Source organism: Streptomyces sp. LX-29 (assembly GCF_029541745.1).
Taxonomy (GTDB): Bacteria; Actinomycetota; Actinomycetes; order Streptomycetales; family Streptomycetaceae; genus Streptomyces.
This window is the reverse complement of sequence record NZ_CP089746.1, coordinates 8,157,274-8,178,230: the sequence shown is the minus strand read 5'-3', so window position 1 is coordinate 8,178,230 and position 20,957 is coordinate 8,157,274. Positions and strand designations below refer to the sequence as shown.

At 69.2% G+C, this 20,957-nt stretch carries 22 protein-coding genes, 1 tRNA gene and 3 pseudogenes; 21 read left to right on the top strand and 5 right to left on the bottom strand.

The features are described 5' to 3' along the window. Window positions 1-105 precede the first annotated feature (105 nt). From LRS74_RS33375 to LRS74_RS33355, 5 genes and pseudogenes are all read left to right on the top strand, one after another. On the top strand, window positions 106-954 hold the full coding sequence (locus tag LRS74_RS33375; RefSeq protein ID WP_277741837.1) for an IS5 family transposase: 849 nt from the start codon (window positions 106-108) through the stop codon (window positions 952-954). Further along, window positions 951-1,349 carry a hypothetical protein gene (locus LRS74_RS33370; protein ID WP_277741838.1) on the top strand — a complete coding sequence of 133 codons (399 nt, stop codon included), beginning with the start codon at window positions 951-953 and terminating at the stop codon, window positions 1,347-1,349. Before LRS74_RS33375 ends, LRS74_RS33370 begins: the two co-directional genes overlap by 4 nt. A 113-nt stretch (window positions 1,350-1,462) precedes the next feature. Beyond that, window positions 1,463-2,031, top strand: a pseudogene (locus LRS74_RS33365) (IS5 family transposase); the annotation flags it as partial. Window positions 2,032-2,450: 419 nt separating this feature from the next. After that, the gene (locus tag LRS74_RS33360) at window positions 2,451-3,077 is read left to right on the top strand and encodes a DUF6000 family protein (protein ID WP_277744508.1); all 627 of its coding nucleotides are present in this window, start codon (window positions 2,451-2,453) and stop codon (window positions 3,075-3,077) included. 594 nt (window positions 3,078-3,671) lie between these two features. Continuing rightward, the gene (locus LRS74_RS33355; protein WP_277744507.1) at window positions 3,672-5,339 is read left to right on the top strand and encodes an immunity 49 family protein; all 1,668 of its coding nucleotides are present in this window, start codon (window positions 3,672-3,674) and stop codon (window positions 5,337-5,339) included. Between the two features lie 1,260 nt (window positions 5,340-6,599). Here LRS74_RS33355 and LRS74_RS33350 read toward each other — a convergent pair. After that, complete coding sequence (locus LRS74_RS33350) at window positions 6,600-6,761, bottom strand: hypothetical protein (protein WP_277744506.1); 162 nt, start codon at window positions 6,759-6,761, stop codon at window positions 6,600-6,602. Between the two features lie 323 nt (window positions 6,762-7,084). Then, on the bottom strand, window positions 7,085-7,477 hold the full coding sequence (locus LRS74_RS33345) for a hypothetical protein (RefSeq protein WP_277744505.1): 393 nt from the start codon (window positions 7,475-7,477) through the stop codon (window positions 7,085-7,087). 577 nt (window positions 7,478-8,054) lie between these two features. Here LRS74_RS33345 and LRS74_RS33340 point away from each other — a divergent pair. Next, a complete protein-coding gene (locus tag LRS74_RS33340; protein WP_277744504.1) occupies window positions 8,055-8,480 on the top strand; it encodes a contact-dependent growth inhibition system immunity protein in 426 nt (141 codons plus the stop codon). A 48-nt stretch (window positions 8,481-8,528) separates the two neighbouring features. Here LRS74_RS33340 and LRS74_RS33335 read toward each other — a convergent pair whose 3' ends face one another. After that, the gene (locus LRS74_RS33335; protein ID WP_277744503.1) at window positions 8,529-8,666 is read right to left on the bottom strand and encodes a hypothetical protein; all 138 of its coding nucleotides are present in this window, start codon (window positions 8,664-8,666) and stop codon (window positions 8,529-8,531) included. A 170-nt stretch (window positions 8,667-8,836) separates the two neighbouring features. Here LRS74_RS33335 and LRS74_RS33330 point away from each other — a divergent pair, with 170 nt between their 5' ends. Beyond that, window positions 8,837-9,154 carry a hypothetical protein gene (locus LRS74_RS33330; RefSeq protein ID WP_277744502.1) on the top strand — a complete coding sequence of 106 codons (318 nt, stop codon included), beginning with the start codon at window positions 8,837-8,839 and terminating at the stop codon, window positions 9,152-9,154. 124 nt (window positions 9,155-9,278) lie between these two features. On the opposite strand, the pseudogene LRS74_RS33325 reads toward LRS74_RS33330, so the two are convergent. Further along, a pseudogene (locus LRS74_RS33325) lies at window positions 9,279-10,056 on the bottom strand (PIG-L family deacetylase). An 88-nt stretch (window positions 10,057-10,144) separates the two neighbouring features. Here LRS74_RS33325 and LRS74_RS33320 point away from each other — a divergent pair. From LRS74_RS33320 to LRS74_RS33290, 7 genes and pseudogenes are all read left to right on the top strand, one after another. After that, a complete protein-coding gene (locus LRS74_RS33320) occupies window positions 10,145-10,483 on the top strand; it encodes a hypothetical protein (RefSeq protein WP_277744501.1) in 339 nt (112 codons plus the stop codon). Next, entirely contained in the window at window positions 10,429-10,689 is a 261-nt protein-coding gene (locus LRS74_RS33315; protein WP_347178184.1) for a hypothetical protein, read from the top strand. The genes LRS74_RS33320 and LRS74_RS33315 overlap by 55 nt, the downstream gene beginning before the upstream one ends. Continuing rightward, window positions 10,686-11,171 (top strand): annotated as a pseudogene (locus tag LRS74_RS33310) (aminoacyl--tRNA ligase-related protein); the annotation flags it as partial. The gene LRS74_RS33315 and the pseudogene LRS74_RS33310, both read left to right, overlap by 4 nt. Window positions 11,172-11,268: 97 nt before the next feature. Then, the gene (locus LRS74_RS33305) at window positions 11,269-12,129 is read left to right on the top strand and encodes a YbaK/EbsC family protein (protein ID WP_277744499.1); all 861 of its coding nucleotides are present in this window, start codon (window positions 11,269-11,271) and stop codon (window positions 12,127-12,129) included. Beyond that, complete coding sequence (locus LRS74_RS33300; protein ID WP_277745042.1) at window positions 12,130-12,351, top strand: His/Gly/Thr/Pro-type tRNA ligase C-terminal domain-containing protein; 222 nt, start codon at window positions 12,130-12,132, stop codon at window positions 12,349-12,351. Between the two features lie 203 nt (window positions 12,352-12,554). After that, window positions 12,555-12,626 (top strand) — tRNA-Ala (locus LRS74_RS33295). A gap of 93 nt (window positions 12,627-12,719) precedes the next feature. After that, the gene (locus tag LRS74_RS33290) at window positions 12,720-13,820 is read left to right on the top strand and encodes a UDP-N-acetylglucosamine--N-acetylmuramyl-(pentapeptide) pyrophosphoryl-undecaprenol N-acetylglucosamine transferase (RefSeq protein WP_277744498.1); all 1,101 of its coding nucleotides are present in this window, start codon (window positions 12,720-12,722) and stop codon (window positions 13,818-13,820) included. Window positions 13,821-13,822: 2 nt separating this feature from the next. On the opposite strand, the gene LRS74_RS33285 is transcribed toward LRS74_RS33290, so the two are convergent. After that, complete coding sequence (locus LRS74_RS33285) at window positions 13,823-14,200, bottom strand: HIT domain-containing protein (RefSeq protein WP_277744497.1); 378 nt, start codon at window positions 14,198-14,200, stop codon at window positions 13,823-13,825. 611 nt (window positions 14,201-14,811) lie between these two features. On the opposite strand from LRS74_RS33285, the gene LRS74_RS33280 reads away from it, so the two are divergent. The 7 genes from LRS74_RS33280 (at window position 14,812) to LRS74_RS33250 (ending at window position 20,950) form a co-directional block, all read left to right on the top strand. After that, window positions 14,812-15,348, top strand: a complete 537-nt coding sequence (locus LRS74_RS33280) for a hypothetical protein (protein WP_277744496.1) — start codon at window positions 14,812-14,814, stop codon at window positions 15,346-15,348. Next, window positions 15,345-16,658 (top strand): methyltransferase domain-containing protein, encoded by a 1,314-nt coding sequence (locus LRS74_RS33275; RefSeq protein ID WP_277744495.1) that lies wholly within the window; start codon window positions 15,345-15,347, stop codon window positions 16,656-16,658. The genes LRS74_RS33280 and LRS74_RS33275 overlap by 4 nt, the downstream gene beginning before the upstream one ends. After that, window positions 16,655-17,512, top strand: coding sequence for a methyltransferase domain-containing protein (locus LRS74_RS33270; RefSeq protein WP_277744494.1), 858 nt, complete (start codon window positions 16,655-16,657; stop codon window positions 17,510-17,512). Before LRS74_RS33275 ends, LRS74_RS33270 begins: the two co-directional genes overlap by 4 nt. Next, complete coding sequence (locus tag LRS74_RS33265) at window positions 17,509-18,483, top strand: NUDIX domain-containing protein (protein WP_277744493.1); 975 nt, start codon at window positions 17,509-17,511, stop codon at window positions 18,481-18,483. The genes LRS74_RS33270 and LRS74_RS33265 overlap by 4 nt, the downstream gene beginning before the upstream one ends. Next, complete coding sequence (locus LRS74_RS33260) at window positions 18,417-18,644, top strand: GNAT family N-acetyltransferase (protein ID WP_277744492.1); 228 nt, start codon at window positions 18,417-18,419, stop codon at window positions 18,642-18,644. The genes LRS74_RS33265 and LRS74_RS33260 overlap by 67 nt, the downstream gene beginning before the upstream one ends. A gap of 102 nt (window positions 18,645-18,746) precedes the next feature. Beyond that, a complete protein-coding gene (locus LRS74_RS33255) occupies window positions 18,747-19,139 on the top strand; it encodes an NUDIX hydrolase (protein ID WP_277744491.1) in 393 nt (130 codons plus the stop codon). A gap of 269 nt (window positions 19,140-19,408) precedes the next feature. Beyond that, window positions 19,409-20,950 carry an NUDIX hydrolase gene (locus LRS74_RS33250; protein WP_277744490.1) on the top strand — a complete coding sequence of 514 codons (1,542 nt, stop codon included), beginning with the start codon at window positions 19,409-19,411 and terminating at the stop codon, window positions 20,948-20,950. Window positions 20,951-20,957 lie beyond the last annotated feature (7 nt).

The following is a 20,957-nucleotide window of genomic DNA, read 5'->3' as shown; positions in this document are numbered from 1 at the left end:
AAGTGGGCGGTTCGTGACTCTTTGAGTGGATCTGCTGTCGCCTGATGGTGTGGCGGCGGGGCGGAATCTGCCGGTCCGCGGTTGGTGATCTGGTGATGTGACCGGGTGAGTGAACGCAAGCCGTATCCGAGTGACTTATCGGACGAGCAGTGGTCGTTGATCGAGCCGGTGATCACCGCGTGGAAGGACCGGCACCGTTCGGTCAGCGGCCACCAGGGTGCCTACGACATGCGGGAGATCGTGAACGCGATCCTTTACCAGGGGCGGACCGGCTGCCAGTGGGCCTATCTCCCGCACGACCTGCCGCCCAAGAGCGCGACCTACTACTACTTCGCCGCCTGGCGGGACGACGGGACCGACCAGGTCATCCATGAACTCCTGCGCTGCCAGGTCCGTGAACGCGCCCGACGATTAGAGGACCCGACCCTGGTGGTCCTGGACACCCAGAGTGTCCACGTGGCCGCCGGGGTCCCCGCCTCCACGAGCGGCCACGATCCGGCCAAGCGGGTGCCCGGCCGCAAGCGGGGTCTTGCCGTGGACGTCCTCGGCCTGGTCATCGCGGTCGTCGTCCTCGCCGCGAACACCCACGACAACGCCGCGGGCATCGTCCTGCTGGACCAGGTCGCCGAGCACGCCGGCGGAAGCGTCCGCAAAGCCCTGGTCGACCAGGGCTTCAAGAACCAGGTCGTCGAACACGGCGCCGGCCTGGGCATCGACGTCGAGATCGTCGCACGCAACCCGCAGGACAAGGGGTTCGTGCCGCAGCCGAAGCGGTGGAGGGTCGAGCAGACCTACGGGATCCTGATACTGCACCGGCGCCTGGTCCGCGACTACGAGCACCGCCCCTCCTCCTCCGCCTCCCGCGTCTACTGGGCGATGACCCACGTCATGACCCGACGCCTCACCGGCGCGAACGCCCCCACCTGGCGCACGGCGCAGGCGGTGGCAGCGTGAACATCCAGCCCCTGCTTGACGCCCTGGACCTCCAGGAAGACGCCGCCCGGGCCCTGGCCAACGACCTCCGCGCACAAATCAACGACCTGCAGACCCGGCTGCGGGAGGCCGAGATGCACCTGGAGCACCTCGCGATCACCCGCAAGACCATCACCGGCCTCGCCGACCGGCTCCCCGCATCCCCGCCGGAACTGCCCGAGCACCCGGACTACCCCCGCATCCTCGCCGCCTTCAACCACGCGACCGGGCCGCTACGGGCCAAGGACGTCTGCGAAGCCCTCGGCCACGAACTGCTGCCGAAGAACGTCGAAGGCACCCGCGCCAAGCTGAAACGCCTGGTCAAACTCGGGATCCTCACCGAGGCCGACACCGGCAACTTCGCCAGGAAGCAATAGCAGACGGAACCTCCACCAGCGACCTTGCCCCAACCTCAACCGGAAACGGACATCACCTCACGAACCGCCCACTCATAGCCCAGGCCGACGCGGACGAGGACCTGAACTGGGCCGTCTCTGTGGACTCCACGATCGTGCGAGCACACCAGCACGCTGCCGGGGCCCGCAAAAGGGGGCCCCGGCTGGAGAACCGGCCGACCACGCCATCGGCCGGTCCCGCGGCGGGCTGACCACGAAGATCCACCTCGCGGCCGACGGCGACTGCCGGCCCCTGGCCTTCGTCCTCACGGCCGGCCAGGCCGGCGATGCACCCGCCTTCGGCGAGGTCATGGCCCGTCTGCGCGTTCCCCGCCGACGTGGACGACCTCGCACCAGGCCGGACGTCGTCCTGGCCGACAAGGCGTACTCCTCACGTGCGATCCGCGAGCATCTACGCCAGCGCGGCATCCGGGCAGTGATCCCCACCCGGGCGGATCAGCGCGGCCACCGGCTGCGTCGCGGCAGACACGGTGGGAGGCCACCCGCTTTCGACCGTGACGCGTACAAGCAGCGCAATACCGTCGAGCGGTGCATCAACCGCCTGAAGCAGTGGCGAGGGATCGCCACCCGCTACGAGAAGACAGCGGTCATCTACCTGGCCGGACTCCACATCGCGGGCATCTTCCTCTGGTCCGCTCGGTGATCCAAACGAAACCGCCTAGCCCGCCCGCAAATCCGCCCCCTCGCCACCAACAACTCCGGGCATCCCGGCGGGCCGGTACATCCGGTGCGCACCTGCATAGTCCACACCTTCAAGCACGCGGCGGAAGAAGGTGCCGTGCCGGCGATCATCTCCGTCGCTGCCCGTTACTTCGGCCCCTCCCTTGTTAGCGGCGCGACCTGGGGCTGAGCCGGTAACAGGCGAGTGCTGCCGGATACAGCGCTGAGCCGGAAGGCCCTTGGGCAGCTTCGGCCGCTTAGGGCTTGGAGCATGGCCGGTGCCTCGTTGTGCTTGAGCGCTACCTCCGGCGTGTGCTCCTACGGCCGTTTCCCGCGGCACTCGTTTCGGACCAGTCTCGCAATCAGCTGGCTGTATACAGCGGCGAACGCGAAGATACTTTGATGCGCTTCCCTCGTTCCTCAGACCCCGAACCGGTCGACGTCTTCGAACGCTACGTCAAGGCGAAAACCCGGGGGCATGGGCGCTACCTCAACCTCCTCCATGCCAACTTCATGCGCCGCGACGAAGGTGAGCGCGCACTCTTCCTCCAGTCCTTGAATTCGGCCGCCCGAGAGATCACCGATGAGGAACTCGAGACTCTCCTGAAGAGCGACTGGCGCGCCCGGCTCACCGCTGCCTGGCTGATCGGCTGCGACCGCCGCCAGTACTTCCAAGATGTGCTCGCTGACCTGCTGGTTGCCAGCCAGTTGTGCTTCTCCGGTCAGGGCTACTGCTTCGCCCTCGCACGCTTCGGCACGGAGGAAGACGCCCTGTACCTGGTGTCCTACCTGGAACGCTATCTCCAACGTCCTGACTGTCAGTACGACCAGCACTGGGCCATCAGCGCGCTGCTCCACATCGATGGTCTGGCTGGAACAGAACACGCCACCACCTTCCTCGCCTCCGGCGGGCTGTGGCACCAGTGGAACGACGCCCAGTACACATCGTCGCCGCCGAGCCGGATCATCGATGAACTGTGCGCGATCGTGGACCGACACCAGTCCGCCGACGACACCCCGACACGGTGACCTCTCCGAGGTGACCAGCACACGATCAGCGGCGGGATACCTGCGGGCCCGGGCGAGCCCGGCGTGGTGCGGTTCGCCTGTGTCGTGAGCCCTATGGTCAGCCGTCGCAGTGTGGACAGGAGGTGAGCGCACTGGGAGCTTCGACGTGGTGGCGCTGGGTGTGCATGGTGAAGCTGGATCCCCTGCCCGGCGCTTGTGAACCTTGGGGGCAAAACGAGCCACCAGCCCGGGCGGCTCCCAACCACGGCTCTCACTGCCGCGGTCGAACACCGCACCCGGTGCCTGCACGTGCAGTGCGTCTTGAACGCGCCAGGGGCGACCGACTGCGTAAGGCTTCGAGGCACGGTGCCCGGGCAACGCCGGTGCCGTCTGGTCTCCACCACCCCTCGACGCCGGCCACGTCAGCAGCACCGCTGCTGACCCACTCGCCCTGCGCCCGGCAGCCCCGGCCTGTCAGATCCCCTGCCTAGTCTGTCCGTACCGATTCGATCAGGGAGCAGGGCAGTGCGGATAGAACGTCACCAGGTGGGCGGGGCCGTCATTTCGGCAGCGCGCGAGGACTTCGCGAACCGGATCGGGGGGCAGGTGCGGTCCATGTCGCGGGCCGGCCGGATGGCCACATACGAATGGCAGTCGATCGCCGACGAGTTCCTCGACTACCTGGGAGCCCTCTCCGTCGAGACACCTGACCTCGACACCCCGGAAGCCCGGACCGTCCTCAAGGACGCCTCCGAGGCAGCGGCCGGCGCCGTCGCCTATGCGGCGTACCACCCACACTGCAGGTTCCAGATCTTCCTGGACTACGTGAACTTCGGCATGAGCTACGACCCAGGCGAGGACGCCCCCGCCGAGAGCGTCACCCCCAAGGAGTGGATCAACGCGCTCTGCCTGGCGGTCCTCAGTGGCAAGGCCAAGTGGCACGGTGAGGCCTTCCACTTCGCCCGGCAGAAGTTCGCCGAGCAGGCGCAGGGAACGCCGGCCGGCGAACTCGCCACCGGACTGACAGCCCTGGTCCTCGACGACACCGGCGACGACGAGGAGTACCCGCCGAGCGCGCAAGCCAAGCTCGCCGCCCTCGACGCCGCCTTGAACCGCATCCGCACCCGCACCGAGGAGACCAGCGAGACCCTGCTCGACCAGCCGGACAGCACGGCGCTGCGGACGCTACGCGCCCTGGCCGCCGAGGACCGTGAAGCCTTCGACTCCGCGCTGGCCGACCTCCTGCTCGCGCACACCACCCTTCACGGTCCGACCGCCACGGCGAGCAGCCTTCTCCCGCTCATTCCGCTCGGCTTGGCCGCGCTCGCGTATCGGACGCTGGACTGGATGCCGGCCATCCACACCCACTACCTCCCGCACGCCCTGGTCACCGGCTTCGAGACCGCCGGACCCAGGGTCGGCGGGTTCGGCCGCAACCGGCGCCCGGACGCGGTCGCCGCGCTGGCCGCGGGCACGCTGGTGGTCGAGCGGCCGGCGTGCGACCAGGCCGTGGACCCGGAGAGCGAGGCTCTGTTCGACCAGTACACCCGGGAGGCCCACACCCCGGAAGACGGGGAAGCACTCGCCGTTTGGAAGCTCGAGAGTGCCATGCAGTACCAGGAGCTCCTCTTCAAATGGCGTGCCGGCAACTCCGCTGATGTCACGGACGCCCAGCTTGCGAATCTGCGGCTGGCCTCCCAGCTGGGGGCCGCTCTTTTCCGCATCGCCCTGGCGGAGCCGGGCACCGAGGTCGAGGTGAGTGTCGCCGGCCGGAACCTGCGCTACCCGGCGTCGCGCGGCGAGACAGCGGGCGCCGGCAGCTGGGAGAACGCCACCGTCTTCGCCTTGATCACCGGCGTCCGCGAGGACCTTGCCCCCCTGGTCCTCACCGGCCCCGCGTTTGCCGACAAGGACGGATCCGCTTTCACCGCGTACCGGGAAGCCCTCCACGCCTACCTGACGGGCGTGGATTCCAAACTCGCGGCAGAGCGAGCGTTGCGGGAGGCCGAGCAGGCCAAGGACTGGGGCTTCCTTCCGCGACCAGCCGTGCTGCTGTCACAGCTGGTGGAAGGCGACGAGGAAAGTTTCAACCTGGCCCTGGCCGACGCCCTCGAAGCACACCGCGGTCACTACCAGGTCGCCGACCGTGCCGACGATGCGGACGCCACAATCAATCTCGACATCCTCGCCCTGACCTGCCACGCCCGCCGCCGGGGCTGGGAGATCCGCGTTGAGTCCCCCTACCTGCCCCAGCGTCTCCTCCAGGCCAGCGGACCTTTCTGAGGGCCACTCACCTCCCCATGCAGAGAGGGCCACCGGGCGTCAGTCGGCGCGGGCACGACGCGACGGCCGCAGCGTTCGGGTTCGGCAGTGGGCGCGGGCCGGGGTTCGTGGGGCTGGCACCGGGCCGCAGTCCGCTGGGCGCGCTCCCAGCGCGGGGCGTCGGTCACGTCCAGGGCGCAGCATCCTCCATCACGGCCAGTACGCCACCTCCTCCAGTTCCGCAGGCGACTTCGGGTACTAAGCCGTCCGGGAACTAAGCTGCCGATCCCGTGCTTCGCGTGGAATCTCCGCCACGGCCTATGGCTGTATGGCTGTTCCCCGAGGCTGGAGATCACCCGGGACCGCAGCTGCCGATGGCATCCTTATTCGTGACATGTGTGCTGTTCTGTGCCCGCACCGCGTCTGACTGCTCGCAATGCGGCATGATGGCGGCCATGAACGGACACGCCTCTGACTGGGTGACCCTCTTCTCTTTCGAGAACGTCGCTGGCTGCCCGCGGCCCGGCCAGCTGATGTCGGTTTGACTGCGTGATCGGGGAATCGATTGGTGCCCCTTTGTCGACCAGGATGTTCGGATTGACCATATGTGCGGTGTGCGTTCCGACGGGCACTGGCACGGCACGATCATCGTCCGCGTTCACGGGGACGCCTTGCGACGACTCGGACTTCACCCTGATCAGCCGACATCGCGTCCAGCCGAACCGCTGCCACCCAAGTGGTGGGGCCCGTGGGCGCGCTGACCTGTACCCTGCTCCAGGGGTTGATCAGGGCTCCTGATAGAAGCCAGGTGCGCTGCCAGGCCGCGGTCACCGCGGGCGGCGTGGACGCGGGCGCTGGCGGTGAGGACCTCCGCCGATCCCCGGACGGTGGTGGTTGGCCACGCGGCGCGGGCTTCAGCGAAGGCGGATATCGGCCATGCCCAGATCCCAGGTGAGGAAGGCAACGAAGCCGCCGGTGTCGGGGCGAGGGCGGTCACCATCTGCTGCGCGTCGTCGCCTGCGGCAGCGTGCCAGGCCATGACGGGGTGGTGGTGCACGGACCGCGCGATGCGCCTCCAGCAGCCCGAAGCGGCAGTCTCCTGTGCCAGCGGTCAACGCGTTGGCGTCTCGCACGGGGCGGGCCAGCCACCCGTGCCGGTCACGGCGCAGTCAGCACAGCTGTAGCTGGGCTACAGGGGCTTGCGCGCACTCGTCACCGATTTCCACCCATGGACCGCTCCTCAGGTAGCCCAGCCGTCGTAGGACTGTGTCCCGCCGTTCCTCAGACAGCGGGAACCTCCGGATGGTCGCGCACCTCGCCGTCGTCGGCGATGACGTGGTCCACCGGCAGCTCTCGGACCTCCACGATCTCACTCCACGCTGGCCCCCCATCCTCAAGTTCGGGTGGGCAGGGATACACATACGCCAGGAATGCCTGTGCCATATCGTCCAGTGAACCCTTGCCGGCCGACGATGCTGAGCACCTGGCTGCGAAGACATGTCGGTGTCGCTTGAGCAAAGCGTTGGCCTCGAACCGGAGTCGTGACCGGCCGCAGTGCGCGAGAGCTCATCGAAGCTCCGAGCGCGCTCATCTCCTGCCCACACTGCCGGGCTGATCGTAGGGCTCACCGCGCAGGCGAACCTCTCCACGTCGGGCTCGCCCGGGCCCGCAGGTATCCGCCGCTGATCGTGTGCTGGTCACCTCGGTGAGGTCGTCGTGTCGGGGTGTCGTCGGCGGACTGGCGTCGGTCCACGATCGCGCACAGGTCATCGATGATCCGGCTCGGCGGCGACGATGTGTACTGGGCGTCGTTCCACTGGTGCCACAGCCCGCCTGAGGCGAGGAAGGCAGTGGCCGTTCCGCACGGTGGCTAGGTGACGCAGCGCTCCGACGTGAGGCGTCCCGTGACGAACCCTTGCGCTTGTGGGCGAGGGAGAAGGTCTACCAGCCTGCCGGGTGTCGCCCTGATGCCAGGTGGCCATGGCGCCACCAGCATGCCAGCTCAGGGTGAGCGGAGACTCGGATTCGGCGCGGGTCGGCTTCTCGGGGTTGCGCACGTAGGAGAGGCCGGCGATGCGGGCGTCCTCGACACGGATCGCTATGCCGCCGTCGATCTCGCCGTCCAGGCGCAGGACGAATGCCAGGTCGCCGTTGACCATCGCGCGATCGCTGGTGAGTAACGGGCCACCTTGCCGGCGCCGATGACGGGCCGCCGCGCGGGCTGCTTGAGGACGCTCAGCAGGGCGACCTTGAGGGTGAGCACGTCGAGAAGGCATTGCAGGTCCCCAGTGGCGGGGGTGACCTGAGCCGGTGCAGGCCGCAGGGCCAGGTGCGCGTCTTCGGGCTGGACCCGTTCCGCCTCCTTGGGGTTGTTGTGCTGGGTGGGGGTGCGGTGGGCAGTGAGGCCGGAGAGGGCAGAGGGTTGGTCAGGACCGTGTCGGGGATGCCGTTGGCGTCGAGCATGGCTGCCAACTGGAGCATGGGGCGAGCCAGGCCGGCGGAGCGCAGGGCATCGGCGCGTTCGATGGACAGGGACCAAGCGACGGCGCCCGGGGAAGGTTGGTCGTCGGGCAGAGCGTGGGCAGCCGGCAGCAGCTGCGCGACGCTCCGTGCACGGTCGGCGAGCCACCTGCGGTAGGTGGCGCAGTCCAGGCCGGTGTCAACTGAGGTAGGTGGCGGCCTGGACTACTGACCTGAGTCGGAGATTGCATGTCTGTTCTGGCGAGAATGAACCCCATGGACCATCTGCTGCATCTCGACCGCACGCTCGATGAGCTGGACCCACCCCGCTGGACGCCTCCTGCCGCGGGCGCGACCCATTTGGTACACAAAGTACATGAGTTGCGGCTCGTGCCGCTGGGTGAACTTAACCCGGCGGATCTGCGCACCCTCATCTCACAGCAAGTGGCACTGCCCTATGTCCTTCCGCTCGCGGTGCGCTTGCTAGTTGAGGAGCCGCTGCTTGACGCCTACTTCTATGAGGGCGACCTCCTGCTTGCCGCCGTCAATGCCCCCGCTTCGGCCTGGGCCCTGCTGCCAGACCCCGCCGCGCGACTATGCAGTGTTATCAGAAGATTGCCGGAGGTAGCGGTCGCCGACTTGCCCCGCGGCGCCGCTGAGGAGCTCGCCCGCTTCATCGCGCGGCCCGAACCGCTTCGCTGACCCGACGAAGGCATGGGGAAGGTTTACGCAAAGGGCTCACGATGCGAATCAGAGATTCGGTCGCAGTAGGCCGCTGTGGAAGGTCTCGTCCGCGGTCTCGGTCCAGGCGAAGGGCTTGAGGTGGTCGTTCCAGCCGGCGGGCCAGGCGCGGATGTCGCGTTCGAGGGCCTGGACGAAGCGGTGCACTCCGCACTCGAGCCTCTTCTGGGTCAGCCCGGTGGCGACGGTACATGCAGCGCGAGGACGGCTGGGACGACAACGCCTCCGCCGGCCTCACCTGACCAGCTGCCGAAGGTGTCGCCCCGGGCAGGGCGGGCTCTGCTAGGATTCTCGCATTTCAGACAGAGGAGGGTGGCATGCGCAGAGTCGAAGCCACCAGCTTCCGTGGAAGCCCTCAGCAATACGTGGCACAAATCAGGGTCACAACGGAAGAAGTTGAGGATCGATGGGGGCCCTCTGAGCTGACCCAAGACGACCTCGGTGAATGGTTCACCTTCGTCTTCGCTCTCAACGGGGGCATTCTCGCTGCCCTGGTGAGGGAGCTCGACAACGCGCCTGCCCCCGGCTACATACTGACCGCCATCGGGGGCGTCAATCTCAACCAGGTGCTGGAAGATTTCCTTGCGGAGTGCAGCTTGGATTCGGAGCGTGTACTACACAGAGCAACCGAGTAGGGCATACGGCTCCCCTGACTTCTCCAGCATCACCGTCAAAGAAGGGTGCGGCCCTGCCCCCGATAGGCACAGGCCGTTGGCAACGTTCAGGCTTGGCCCACCTCGAGAGCGGCCGGTGCCCGCATCAGGCAGTCAGCTCCCGTAGCTTGTCCGGCCCGCCTCCGGTGCCCAGGCGGGTGAAGTGCTCTGTCGCGGTGATCGAGTCCCGCACCTCTGACGGCAGGCGGGCGAGGATCCCGGGCAGGGACCGCTCCCGGGCGGCTTCGCTGCGGTGGGCCAGGATCGCGGCCCACTTCTGCTCGAGCTAGCCGCTCACGTCAACCGTCGCGGTGACCAGCTCGTCGGGCACGCTCAGCGCCGTCTTGACCCGCGCGAGAAGCGGGCCGAGCTCGCCCACCCCCGTGTGCGGGTGGGTGGCCGCGTACAGGGCCTCGGGCTGCCACGGCGCTCCGGCCTCCGGGCGGAAGTGTTCAAGGCCCGCAGCGTGGAAGGCCAGCACGGTCGCCTGGTGGGTGCGGACTTGACAGGGAACCCGGTCAGCTGGCCGTAGGCGTCGTGTGTGAGCAGGATCTGAGGCCGCACGGTGCGGATGTGCCTGACGATCAGCCCCACCACCTCGTCCAGCGGAGCGTCGCACAGCCGGGCCGGCCGGGCGCGGAGTCGGGGATGCGGGCGTCGGCGAAGCCGAGCATTAGCGGCTCCCCGGCCCCCAGGATGGCCAGGGCGTCGACGAGTTCGGCGGCCCGGTGGCTGTCGGTGGCCCAGGTGGCGGTGACCACGGCGGTCGCCGCGCCCGCGGCGGCGTGCTGTGCGAGGACGCCGCCGGCCAGAAGGGACTCGTCGTCCGGATGGCCGAAGACGCCCAGAAGGGACGGCCGGGTCGCTGAAGGGGGTGGGGTCACGGTGGCGGGTGCCTTCCTGTCGAACGCGGTGGTGGGTGGCCGCCAGGCTAGGCGCGGCCGGGGGTGTTGTAGGGGTGGAAGTGGGCGGGTGGATGGTCAAGCTCCGTCTGGTGCACGCGGGCCGCCTGGATCCCAACAAGTCCACGCGGACCGCGATCGAATCGCTCGCGCTGACCGGGACCGCCACCATCTCACCGTTATCGGCAGCGGCAGCGAACTCGAAGCCCTTCAGCAGCGTGCAGGCGAGCTGCACCTGGACGAGGACATCTCCTTCGAGCCGTTCCTGCCCCGCGCAGACCTGTGGGCCCGGTTCGCGCACTTCGACGCGATGCTGTTCACCACCCACCAGTTGGAGGCGTACGGCTGGTCGCCGTGGAGGCTCAAGCTCACGGCCTGCCAGTCCTGTACGGCGACCTGCCCGGCATGAAGGGCACCCTCGGCTACGGCGGCCTGGCCTACCCGCCCGGAGACGCCCACGCTTTGGCGGCCCTCATCGACTGCCTGGCCACCAACCCCATGCTGCGGCAGACCCTTCACACCACGGCCACCGCCAACGCCCGCCGGCACGACATCACGGCGACGGCCGCACAGCTCGCCGCCCTGTCCCACACCGTGCTGGAGGAACACCGATGACCCTCACGCCCCTGTACGCCAGCCGCATGTGGCCGCCGGTCCGGCCCCGCGCGGGCGAAACGAACGCCACCACGATCGACCTGCTGCAGACTCTCGGGTTCGTCGCCCGCACCGCAGCGACCGGCGTGCACACCCTCCTGCCACTCGGCGTCCGCGTGCACGACCGCCTGACCGCCATCGCCCGCCAGGCGTTCGAGGAACGCGGCGCCCTCACCTTCGCCGCACCCACGCTGCAGAGCCGTGAGCTGTGGCAGAAGACCGGCCGGTGGGAGGCGTACCGACAGGAGGGCGCCCTGCTGACCGTGAAGTCCTCCAGTGGAGAGGAGTTGTGCCTGGCGCCCACCTCGGAGGAGATCGCGGCCGCCACGGTCCGCGACCACCTGCGCTCCTTCCGAGACCTGCCCGTCCGCCTCTCGCTGAGCACGACGAAGTTCCGCGACGAGGTCGCCCCCCGGGGCGGTCTGATGCGGGGCCGTGAGTTCACCATGGCCGACGCCTACACCTTCGACGCTTCCCCGGAGGGCATGCAGGAGTCGGTCGCCTTCCTCAACGAGGCGGTCACCGCAGCGCTCACCGGCAATGGGCCTGACCGGGGTCTTCCAGGCGCCTGCCGACGGTGGCAGCATCTCCACCGGCCCCAGCACCGAGCACCTCGTGCTGTCCGGTACCGGGCAGAGCACCATCGTGGTCTGCGACCACTGCGGCAACCGCGGCGACGGGGCCGTCACCGCCTCGCATCCCCCGCCGGCAGGGAAAGACCCGGTCGTCAATGTCATCGCCGTCGCCCTCACCCTTCCCGATGACGGAACCCAGGCAGCCACCGTCGCTATCCGCTCCGACCTCCAGGTCAGCCTCCGCAAGGTCGCCGCCGCCACCGGCGCCACCCATGTCGCCCTCCTCGGCCCAAAACGCCTCCCTGAACTCCTCGGCAAGGAAGCCGGCACCCTCACCCCCTGGGACGCAGCCGCCGCGCCCGATGTCCTGGCCCTCTACGACCGCTCCGCCGCCGACCTCGAGGAGTTCTCTATCTCCGACGGCCACGACGGACTCCTCCCCAGCATCCGGTGGAGCGGCGCCTGCGGACTGCCCGCCCTCACCCCCTACGGAACCGACCTCCACCACGCCACCGAGGCCGGCCGCTGCGGAGCCTGCAAGCTGGGCCACCTCCGCAGCACCCGGGCTGTCGAAGTCGCCCACGTCTTCGAACTCGGCACCCAGTACTCCCGACCCATGAACCTCACCTTCACCGACCAGCACGGCCAGCTAGCCACCCCGTGGATGGCCTGCTCCGGAATCGGCATCACCCGCTGCCTGCAGACCGCCGCCGAACTCCACCGTGACCATCACGGACTGCGCTGGAAACCCGGCACCGGCCCCGCCGACCTCCACCTCACCGTCCTGCGCGCCGACCGGACCGAAATGCGCAAGCAGGCCGAATAGCTGACCGCGCAGCTCCTCACACACAACAGGCGCGTCCTCGTCGACGACCGGCCGCTTCCCGCCGGAGACAAGCTGCGCTACGCCCGCCTGCTCGGCCTGCCCCACACCATCGTTCTGTCCCCTGACCGGCCCACCGACGAGCTCGAGGTCATCAACCGCTGGACGGGCCGCACCACCACCGCTACATCCAGTCACATCCACCAGATCACGGCCGCCCCATAGCGGACAGAGAACCGAACCAGAAACGCCCAATAGCGCCGCTGTATTCATCGAAGACGGGCGGCGCTATTAGCGCTACCTAATCACCGAATAAGTGACATGCAAAACTGCTGCTGAACGCGCATGAATTTTCCTTCGCTCAAATTCGCGCCCTGGTCGACGGTCGCCCCAACCGCCCTCTAGCTTGATGAACGTCGCCAAGCGAACGGGTCGTAGCTCAATCGGTGGAGCACGGCAAAAGCGTCGCCGAGGAGCTGGTTCGAATCCAGCCGACCCGACTCAAAAGCCCTCACGAGACCTTGAACGCAAGGCTTTCTGCCGCTGTTGAATTCGATTCGGCAGCTGGCCGCCACGATCACGGAATGGTGCAGATGAAGATTGCCATCACGGGCGGCGCCAGCGCCGGCCACGTCGTGCCCGCCCTCGCCGTCGGCGACCAACTCGCAGCTCTGGGCGCCCAGCTGGGGGTCTTCCTTGGCCGTGACGGCAGCATCGAGCACGAATATGCGCACCGTGCCGGGATCCCCTTCCGCTCCGTCCCGTCCGCCGGACTGCGCCGCCACCGCTCGTGGGGCAACCTCGTCATGCCGATCACGGTGATCCGCGGCATCCTCGCCGCCTATAGGGCCCTGCGACGCGAGCGGCCCGACGTGCTGTTCTCCAAGGGCTCCTACGTATCCGTCCCGGTCGGCATCGCCGCCGCCCTGTGCCAGATCCCGGTGGTCATCCACAAGTCCGACCGCTCCCTGGGGCTGGCAAACAAGATCCTTGCCCGGCTCGCCACGACCGTCTGTCTCTCCGTTCCGCTACCCGCCAACGCCCCCGGCTGGTTGCAAAGGAAGGCACAGGTCACCGGTCTGCCGTTGCGCACCGAACTGGCCGACGGCGAGCCGGAGCGCCTCCGGGCCCGCCTGCAGATCCCCCGCCACACCCCCGTCCTGCTCATCTTCTGCGGCAGCAGCAGTTCGCAGCGCATCAACGACGCAGTGCGCTCCCAACTCGACGCGCTGTGCGCTCGTTTCGCCGTCGTCCACGTGTGCGGACGAGGGAACGTCGACGACTCCCTGAGCGGCCGACAGGGGTACACGCAGCTCGAATACCTTCACGACGAGATGCCCGACGCCCTGGCCCTCGCCGACCTCGTCATCGGTCGGGCCGGCGCGACGACGCTGGCAGAACTTGAGGCGCTCGACCTGCCGGCGGTCCTCATCCCTCTGCCCGCCTCCGTCAGCCGAGGAGACCAGATCGAGAATGCACACGCTTACGCCGCCCGCAGGGCAGGCCGGTGCCTGGTTCTTCCCGATGACGAGCGACTGACGGGCGGGGCCGCGCTCCTCGGAGCCTGCGAGGACCTCGTCCCCACCATGGGAAACCGCCAGCCTGGGGCCGACCGGGAGCGGGTGCACGCCGCCGCCGCCCGCATCGCGAAGATCACGGTGGAAGCCGGGGCCCCGCTGCGCCGGCGCAGCTAGCGTCAGCCGTCGTGATGGCCATAGGTGGCGAGGATCTGCTCCGCACCCTCGCCCCGGTAGACCACGTGCCAGTGCATGTGCTTGGACTCCTGGTACAGCCCGAGATTCGTGGTAATCGAGCACGAGCCGTGCTCCTTCTCCACGCCCGCAGCCACCTCACGTACCAGGCTCACGACCTCGTGGATCAGGCTTTCGTCGGCGTTGCCGAGGTCGGTGAGCGAAGGCACGTGCTCCTTCGGGATCACGACGATGTGCACGGGATACGAGGGGTTGGTGTGGTGGAAGGCCAACGCGTGGTCGGTCTCGGCGACCTTCTCGATCGGGGCGAGGCCGGAAAGAGCCTGGTTGCAGTAGAAGTCGGAGACGGCACCTGTCGTCACAGCGGGTCACTTTCCATGTCGGATCGGTGAACTGGGCGGCGCCAGCGTATCGGTCGTAAACTCCTGCCCCACATGAATCGGCCGAGTCACCCCGTTGGCTCCCTGGGCGATCGATGAATCGCTGTCCGATCTTCATAACTCACCCGTCGGCGTTGAGGACTTCGCGCCATGCTCCCCACACATAGGTCAACCCATCAGCCCAGCCAGGGCAATGGCACGCTCGCCAAAGCCTCCGCAGTCATGCCCTGGGCAGACTGCCCCCGGGCGCCGCGCCACAGCAGGCAATCCCCCGCACGAGTGAACAACCCTGTTCGAGCGAGTTTCGGTACCGCCACCCCGGCCCGCCAAGCCCACCAAGTCGATCCAGAACATTTGTTCGCAAATTGCCCCCGAAGTGCCCGTGACGCCAGCGCTTCGGTGCCGTTCTTAGAGCACCTGTACCAGTTCTGCACCCATCCGGAGGATGCCGTGTACACCGTACCTAGAAGCGGCGTAGCCCCTTGCGTATTCGAAAATCGACGGCGCTCGCACTGCCGGCAGATGGCCATCCACCGCCGTGTTGACACGCCTGCTCGCCGCCCCGATGCCCGACCGGATACGAGGCGGAGGGCATGAGCCAGAAGACAACGTCCGGATCCGATACCGCGGGGATGTCGGACTCGGAGCAGCTGCTGGTCGGGGTCGAGCTCGCGCACCGACTGGCGGCCACCAACATGGCCCGTTCGGTGTACCCCCTGGCCGAAACCGTCTACTGCCCGCCCAAGCTCACCCCTGGGCTCGAGGCGTACGCGCGGGCCCGGCACGCGGCCATGGCGGTGCCCACCGAGCCCCTGGAGTCGGCCGAGGGGGTGGCTCGTGACCGCGGCGCCCGCCCGGTAGGGGCGCTGCTGGCCGGCGGGCTCGGCACCTGGCTCGGCGTACGGCCTTCTCTGGTGGCCGGTGCCTGCCTGCTCGTTGTGCCGTGCGTGGTCCTGGCCCGTTCTCCGCTGCGCGCCCTGCGACACATGCCTGATCCTCCGCCCGGGCCGGACGACCCGATTGACGCCGGACGGCAACCGCAGCCAGCCCCCGTATCGACCATTCTCGCCCCTGGGCCGGCGTCCCCGGACGTCGGCCCGGACGGCCCGGAGAAGCGAGGCATGTCGTGACGCAGCTGAATGCGGGCGGAACAGAGGCCGGCACGGCCGCTCCGGCTCTCCCGCAGGCGCGCACCGCCGTGCGTGAGGAAGACAACGCGATCCCGGCCGCCGCCGCGGATCCGGACATCGCGGCCGCGCGGGCGGCGATGGTCGCACGCCTGGAGGAGGCCGGGGACCTGGAGGCCGAGGGCCCGGTGCGCGAGGCACTGCTCGCCCTGCCGCGTGAGGTGCTGATGCCGCAGGCGTACGTACGGCGCAGCGCCCCCGACGAGCCGCCGAGCTGGGAGCTGTTGGACTGGGCCCGGCCCCAAGACCGCGACGAGCTGATCCGCCTGCTCTACAGCGGGGACAGCGTGCTGGTCCAGCACGACGGCGAGCCAATCCTCGGCCGCCCGACCGGCTCCCGGTCCGGGGGCTCCATCACGGCGATGTCGAGCACCATGGGCATGACCGCAGGCCTGCTGCAGCGCCTGGAACTTCGCCGCGGACAGCGCGTGCTGGACGTCGGCACCGGCGCCGGCGTGACCGCAGCCGTGGCCTGCTTCATCTGCGGCCCCGATCGCGTCGTCACCCTCGACATCAACGAGCACGTCGCAGCCGCCGCCCGAGCACGCCTCATGGCTGCGGGGTACCAGCCGGCCGTGGTGACCGGGGACGGCTTGGCCGGTTGGCCGGAGCTGGGTCCGTACGACCGGATTTTCGTGTCCTTCGCCGTCCCCCGCGTCCCGTCGGCGTTGGTTGAGCAACTCGCGTCGGGTGGCCGGGGTCTGATGACGCTGGGGACCCGCTCACCGTCCTGGCCAGGTCTGGCCGTGGTCACGAGAACGAAGGCCGGCGCGGCGAAGGCGGAACTGATCGCGGTGGAACTCGGGCACCGCGGCGGCGCCGGATTCGACCGGCTGTTCCTCTCCGCCGCCTTCCGTAAGAAGATCACTGCTGGCGAGGGCGGCCGGACCCAGCGCAGCCGCTTGCAGCCCCCCGCGGATACCGACCGAGGCATGTGGCTGGCCCTGGATCATCTCCACCCCGGGCTCGTCCGCGACTTCAGTGCCGACGACCTGACCATCGGGGCGCCCGAGTGCGGGTCCTGGATGCGGACCCGCTCCGTCGGAACTCGCTGCTGGGAGGTGACCACCTTTGGGCCGCGCGACATCTGGGCGGAGCTCCACGACGTCGCCGACCGCTGGCGTGCAGCGGGCTCGCCCGCCACGTACCAGGTGGAGATGGATTCCGGCGGCGCCCAGCAGGTGACCACCCGTTCCGGCGTCCTGTCTTGGTCTCTACCCGACACCCCTCACACCCCCGAAGAGGAACAGTGACCACCCGCCCCGACAAGAGTTCCGAGCGCACCGCGCCGTCAGGCGATGAGCTGTTCGGTGCGGCCGCCACCGAGTACGCCCGCTTCCGGCCGGGCGTGCCGGACGCCGCCGTCCGCCTGCTCGCCGCAACCCTGCATGGTGTCCCCGCACCGGTCCTGCTCGACCTGGGCACCGGGACCGCACAGGTCCCCCGCGCGCTGCTACCCGTCGTCCCGCGGCTGGCGCATATCCACCTCGTCGACATCAACCCCGGGATGCTCGCCCGCGCGATGGCCGACCTCAAGCCCGTCCTGGGAACCTGCACGGTCTCCGCTCACACAGGTCAGGCCCACACCTTCGTACCGCAGACGCCGGAGCGGCGCCCGGATCTGATCACCTGCTGCCGGGCTTTCCACTGGGTCGAGCGTCCAGCAGTCCTGCGCATGGCGGACCGGCTGGCCACCCCGCGCGCCGCCGTGGCGATCATGGGTGACGGGAGCCTGTGGACCCACGACGCCGACTGGACCAAGGCACTGCGCGAGCTGATCCAGAGCTACCTCGGCCAGGACCGCCGCGCGGGCGTCCGCGGAACCTACGCCGAGCCCGGCCGCTCCTACGAGGACGACCTGGCCGACTCGGCGTTCAGCGATGTGAGCGATCACCGCTTCCCCGTCAGCCGCGCTTGGACACCCGAGTCGGTCGTCGGCTATCTCCGCAGTACCAGCTTCGCTCAGCCCGGCCTCTTCGCCGACCGGCACGAGGAGTTCGAGGCCGAGGCCCGCCAGCTGCTCGAGACGTACGCACACGAAGGGGTGCTGCGAGAGGAGGCGGTGTTCACCGTGCTGATGGCCCGCCGGCCGGGGGCTGCGTCGTGAGCGGCCAGCAGCGGCACCGGGAGCCTATCGACGTTCACCTCGTCCTGCGCCGCGACAGCTCCGCCGGGCCCGAGGTCCTCCTGTCCCGCCGCGCAGGCGACGTCTACGCAGCCGGCCTGTGGCATCTGCCATCGGGGCATCTGGACGGGCCGCACGAGGACATGGCGGACGGGGTGATCCGCGAGGCCTTGGAGGAGACCGGTGTCGTCATCGACCGGGACGACGTGAGCATCGCGCTCACCGTCCACCATCGCAGCCCCCACGGGGGAGCTCGGATCGGCGTCTTCTTCGAGGTCCGGGAGTGGTCCGGGAGGCCGCGCGTCATGGAACCCGCAGTGTGCGACGCGATGGACTGGTATGCCCTGGACGCGCTGCCGGAGCCGATGGTGGCGTACTGCCGCGCCGGGCTGGACGCCTACCGCTGTGGCCATCCCGGCGCCGTCCACTTCCAGCACCCCGGTGACCCCATCCGCTACGTGGCCGGCGGGCCGGACCGCACCCGGTTCCTGCCCGGGCCCTCACCCGCACAAGACCCGCCCAAGGCGCCGTCGGAGTTCGACGAGCGGTCGCCCGGCGGCATCGGCGACGCCGAGGACGCCCCACGGCGGTCGTCGCGCCCCAGCCACCTGTCCCCGCAAGGAGAGGAAGATGCCGCGGCCACGCCTCGCCTCGCCACGCCCGCCGACGCCGCCGAGATCGCCCGCCTGCGGTCGGAGTTGATCCTCTCTACACCCCTGGACGCGACCTGGCTCGCCACCTGCACAGACCAGTTGGCTGCCCGTCTGGCACGCGGCGGCGACGCCCGGGCCTACGTCGTCGACGCGCCAACCGGAGGACTCGCCACGTGCGCTCTCGGCCTCATCCACGCCGTACTCCCCGCCCCCCGGTACCCAAGGGCCTGGCGGTGCGTATCCACGCCGTCGCGACGGCCCCCGCCTACCGGCGCCGCGGTTTCGCCAGGGCCGCGCTGATGGCGCTGCTGGACCACCTGGAGGCGGACGGGGTCACCCTCTACGAGCTGTACGCCAGTGAGGGATCCGCACCGCTGTACGAGGGCCTGGGGTTCGCCGGCGATCCCGCGCTCATGCGGAGGACCCGATTCCCGAATCCTGCCGACTGGAGCGCGTCATGAGCCAGGCATGGCTGCCGCCTGGGCAGTACGCCCAGACGCTGCCCATGGCGACCATGTTCAGGGGTCTGTTCTTCACCGACGGACACGACCGCCCGGTCCAGGATGCACACGGTGTACTCCGAGGCCGACCCATGGCAGTGGCCCGGCGGAACCGCGGAGCCGGGCGAGGGCCCCTGGGAGACCGCCCTACGGGAATGCCACGCCGGGATCGTCGTCGAAGGGCCACCTCGGCTGCTGACCGCGTTGTTCGGGCTTCCCGGTGCGCAGTGCCCGCTCATAACGGTCGGCTGTGTCTTCGACGGCGGCCGGCTCAGCACCGAGCAGTTCGACGCTACCACCCTGAACCCGGCGAGCACGACGTCGGTTCAGTGGCACTGGAGGAGTGGCAGGCGCGTATACCGCCCCGGGACTTCGCCAGGCTGGAGGCGGTCATCCAAGCCCGCCGCGCAGGCTCGACACCGTACTTCGACACGTGGGGCTGGGACCTCCAGGTGATCACCATCGTGATGTCCGATCCCCATGCACCCGCGGTCGAGGCTGCGGTGAGCGCCTGGCCGACGTCCGCGAAGCGGCGCACGATCCCGCACCGGCCCGCCACCACGTACGAGCACCACGACAACGGGAACCACGAGCACCCCGAAAGATGGGACGTTTCACGCATGAGCAGCACCACTGCGCCAACTACTGACGGATCTGATGGAGAGTTGGGAAATCAAGCATCGCGTCTCGGGCGTCAACCCGATGAGCCTGGCAAGCGCGCTCCGATGACCGAGGCTCACACCCCGGCCGAGATTGTCGCCTTCCTCGCCCAGCACGCAGCACCGGTGATGGCGGCAGACGCCCTCATCCGTGACGCGACCGGCCGCATCCTCCTCGTCGACCCGTCGTACAAGCAGGGCTGGGACCTTCCCGGAGGCATGGTCGACGACGAGGAGCCCTTGGAGGGCCTTGCCCGCGAGCTGCGCGAGGAACTACAGATCCACGATGCGCGCATCGGCAGGCTGCTCGCCGTCGACAGCCTGCCTAAGGATGTCTACGGCCGCTCTCTGGTCGCCTCCATCTACGCCGTCCACATCCCCCAGGCACCGTCGGCCGAGAGCCTCCTGCTGCAACACGATGAAATCCGCGCCGCGGAGTACGTCCCCGAAGCCGAAGCTCTGCAACGCCTGCCCGAACTGCTGCGGCGCCGTGTCGCCGCCGCGCTGGAGGCGGAGCGCGGCGCGCACACCGCGCACCTGCGCGAGGGCGCCCCCGTCCCCGTCGACCGGCGCGACCACTACACGATGCTACCCGCCCCGATGGTCTCCGCGACCGCGCTGATCACAGACCAGCAGGGCCGCGTGCTGGTGCTCGAGCACCCGTACCACCACGGCGACGGGACCACGTACCGACTGCCCGGTGGCATGGTGTTGGCCCACGAATCCCCGCGCCAGGGCGCAGCGCGCGAGATCGCTGAGGAGCTGGGCCTCACCGACGTCTCCGTCGGGCGGCTGCTGGCTGTCGACAGCGCCCCGGCCCGTATCCATGGTCGAGCACTGGCCCTCCACGTCTTCACCGTCGGGCCGCTCACCCCGCAGCAGGTCGCGGGGCTCCGCTTCCCGGACGGGGAAATCGTGGCGGCCCACTGGCTCGCGCCCGCCGGCGCCATCAGCCGGCTGCCTGAGCGGGTCGGCCACCGTGTCCGCCACGGGCTGCAAGCTCTGGCCACCGGCAGCGTCGCGCACCTGGAGAGCGGAATCCCCCACCCGGGCTCCCCCGTCGGCATCCCTGCTGACCGGCGGGCCGAACTGGAGCGCGCCGGGGCGCTGACCAGGGCCGACTACCGCGCGGTGCGACCGAAGACGTACGCGGGCGTCACCGTCCTGTTCACCGACACCCGCGGACACGTTCTGGTCGTCCAGCCCACCTACCACGATGACGGGCGATGGCTGATGCCCGGCGGTGCCATCGACAGCGACGCCGGGGAGAGCCCGCGCGAAGCGGCGCAGCGCGAGGTGAGTGAGGAACTCGGTCTTCAGGTGCCCATCGGGCCTCTGCTGGCGACCGACTGGTTCCGCGCCGCCTCGGGGCTGGCGGAGGTGAACCACGTTTACGACGGAGGCACCCTCGACGACCAGGCGTTGAAGGCGATCCGGTTGCCGCGGCGGGAGCTGTCCCAGTGGCGTCTGTCGGACCCAGAAGACCTGCACCTGCTGCTCTTGGATCGCCTGGTTCCGCGCGTACATGCCTGTCTGGCGGTCCGCGCCGCAGGCGGCGGTGCGATCGAACTGGTCAACGGCCGGTCGGTCGTTCCGGCCGCTTGGTGACGCCGAG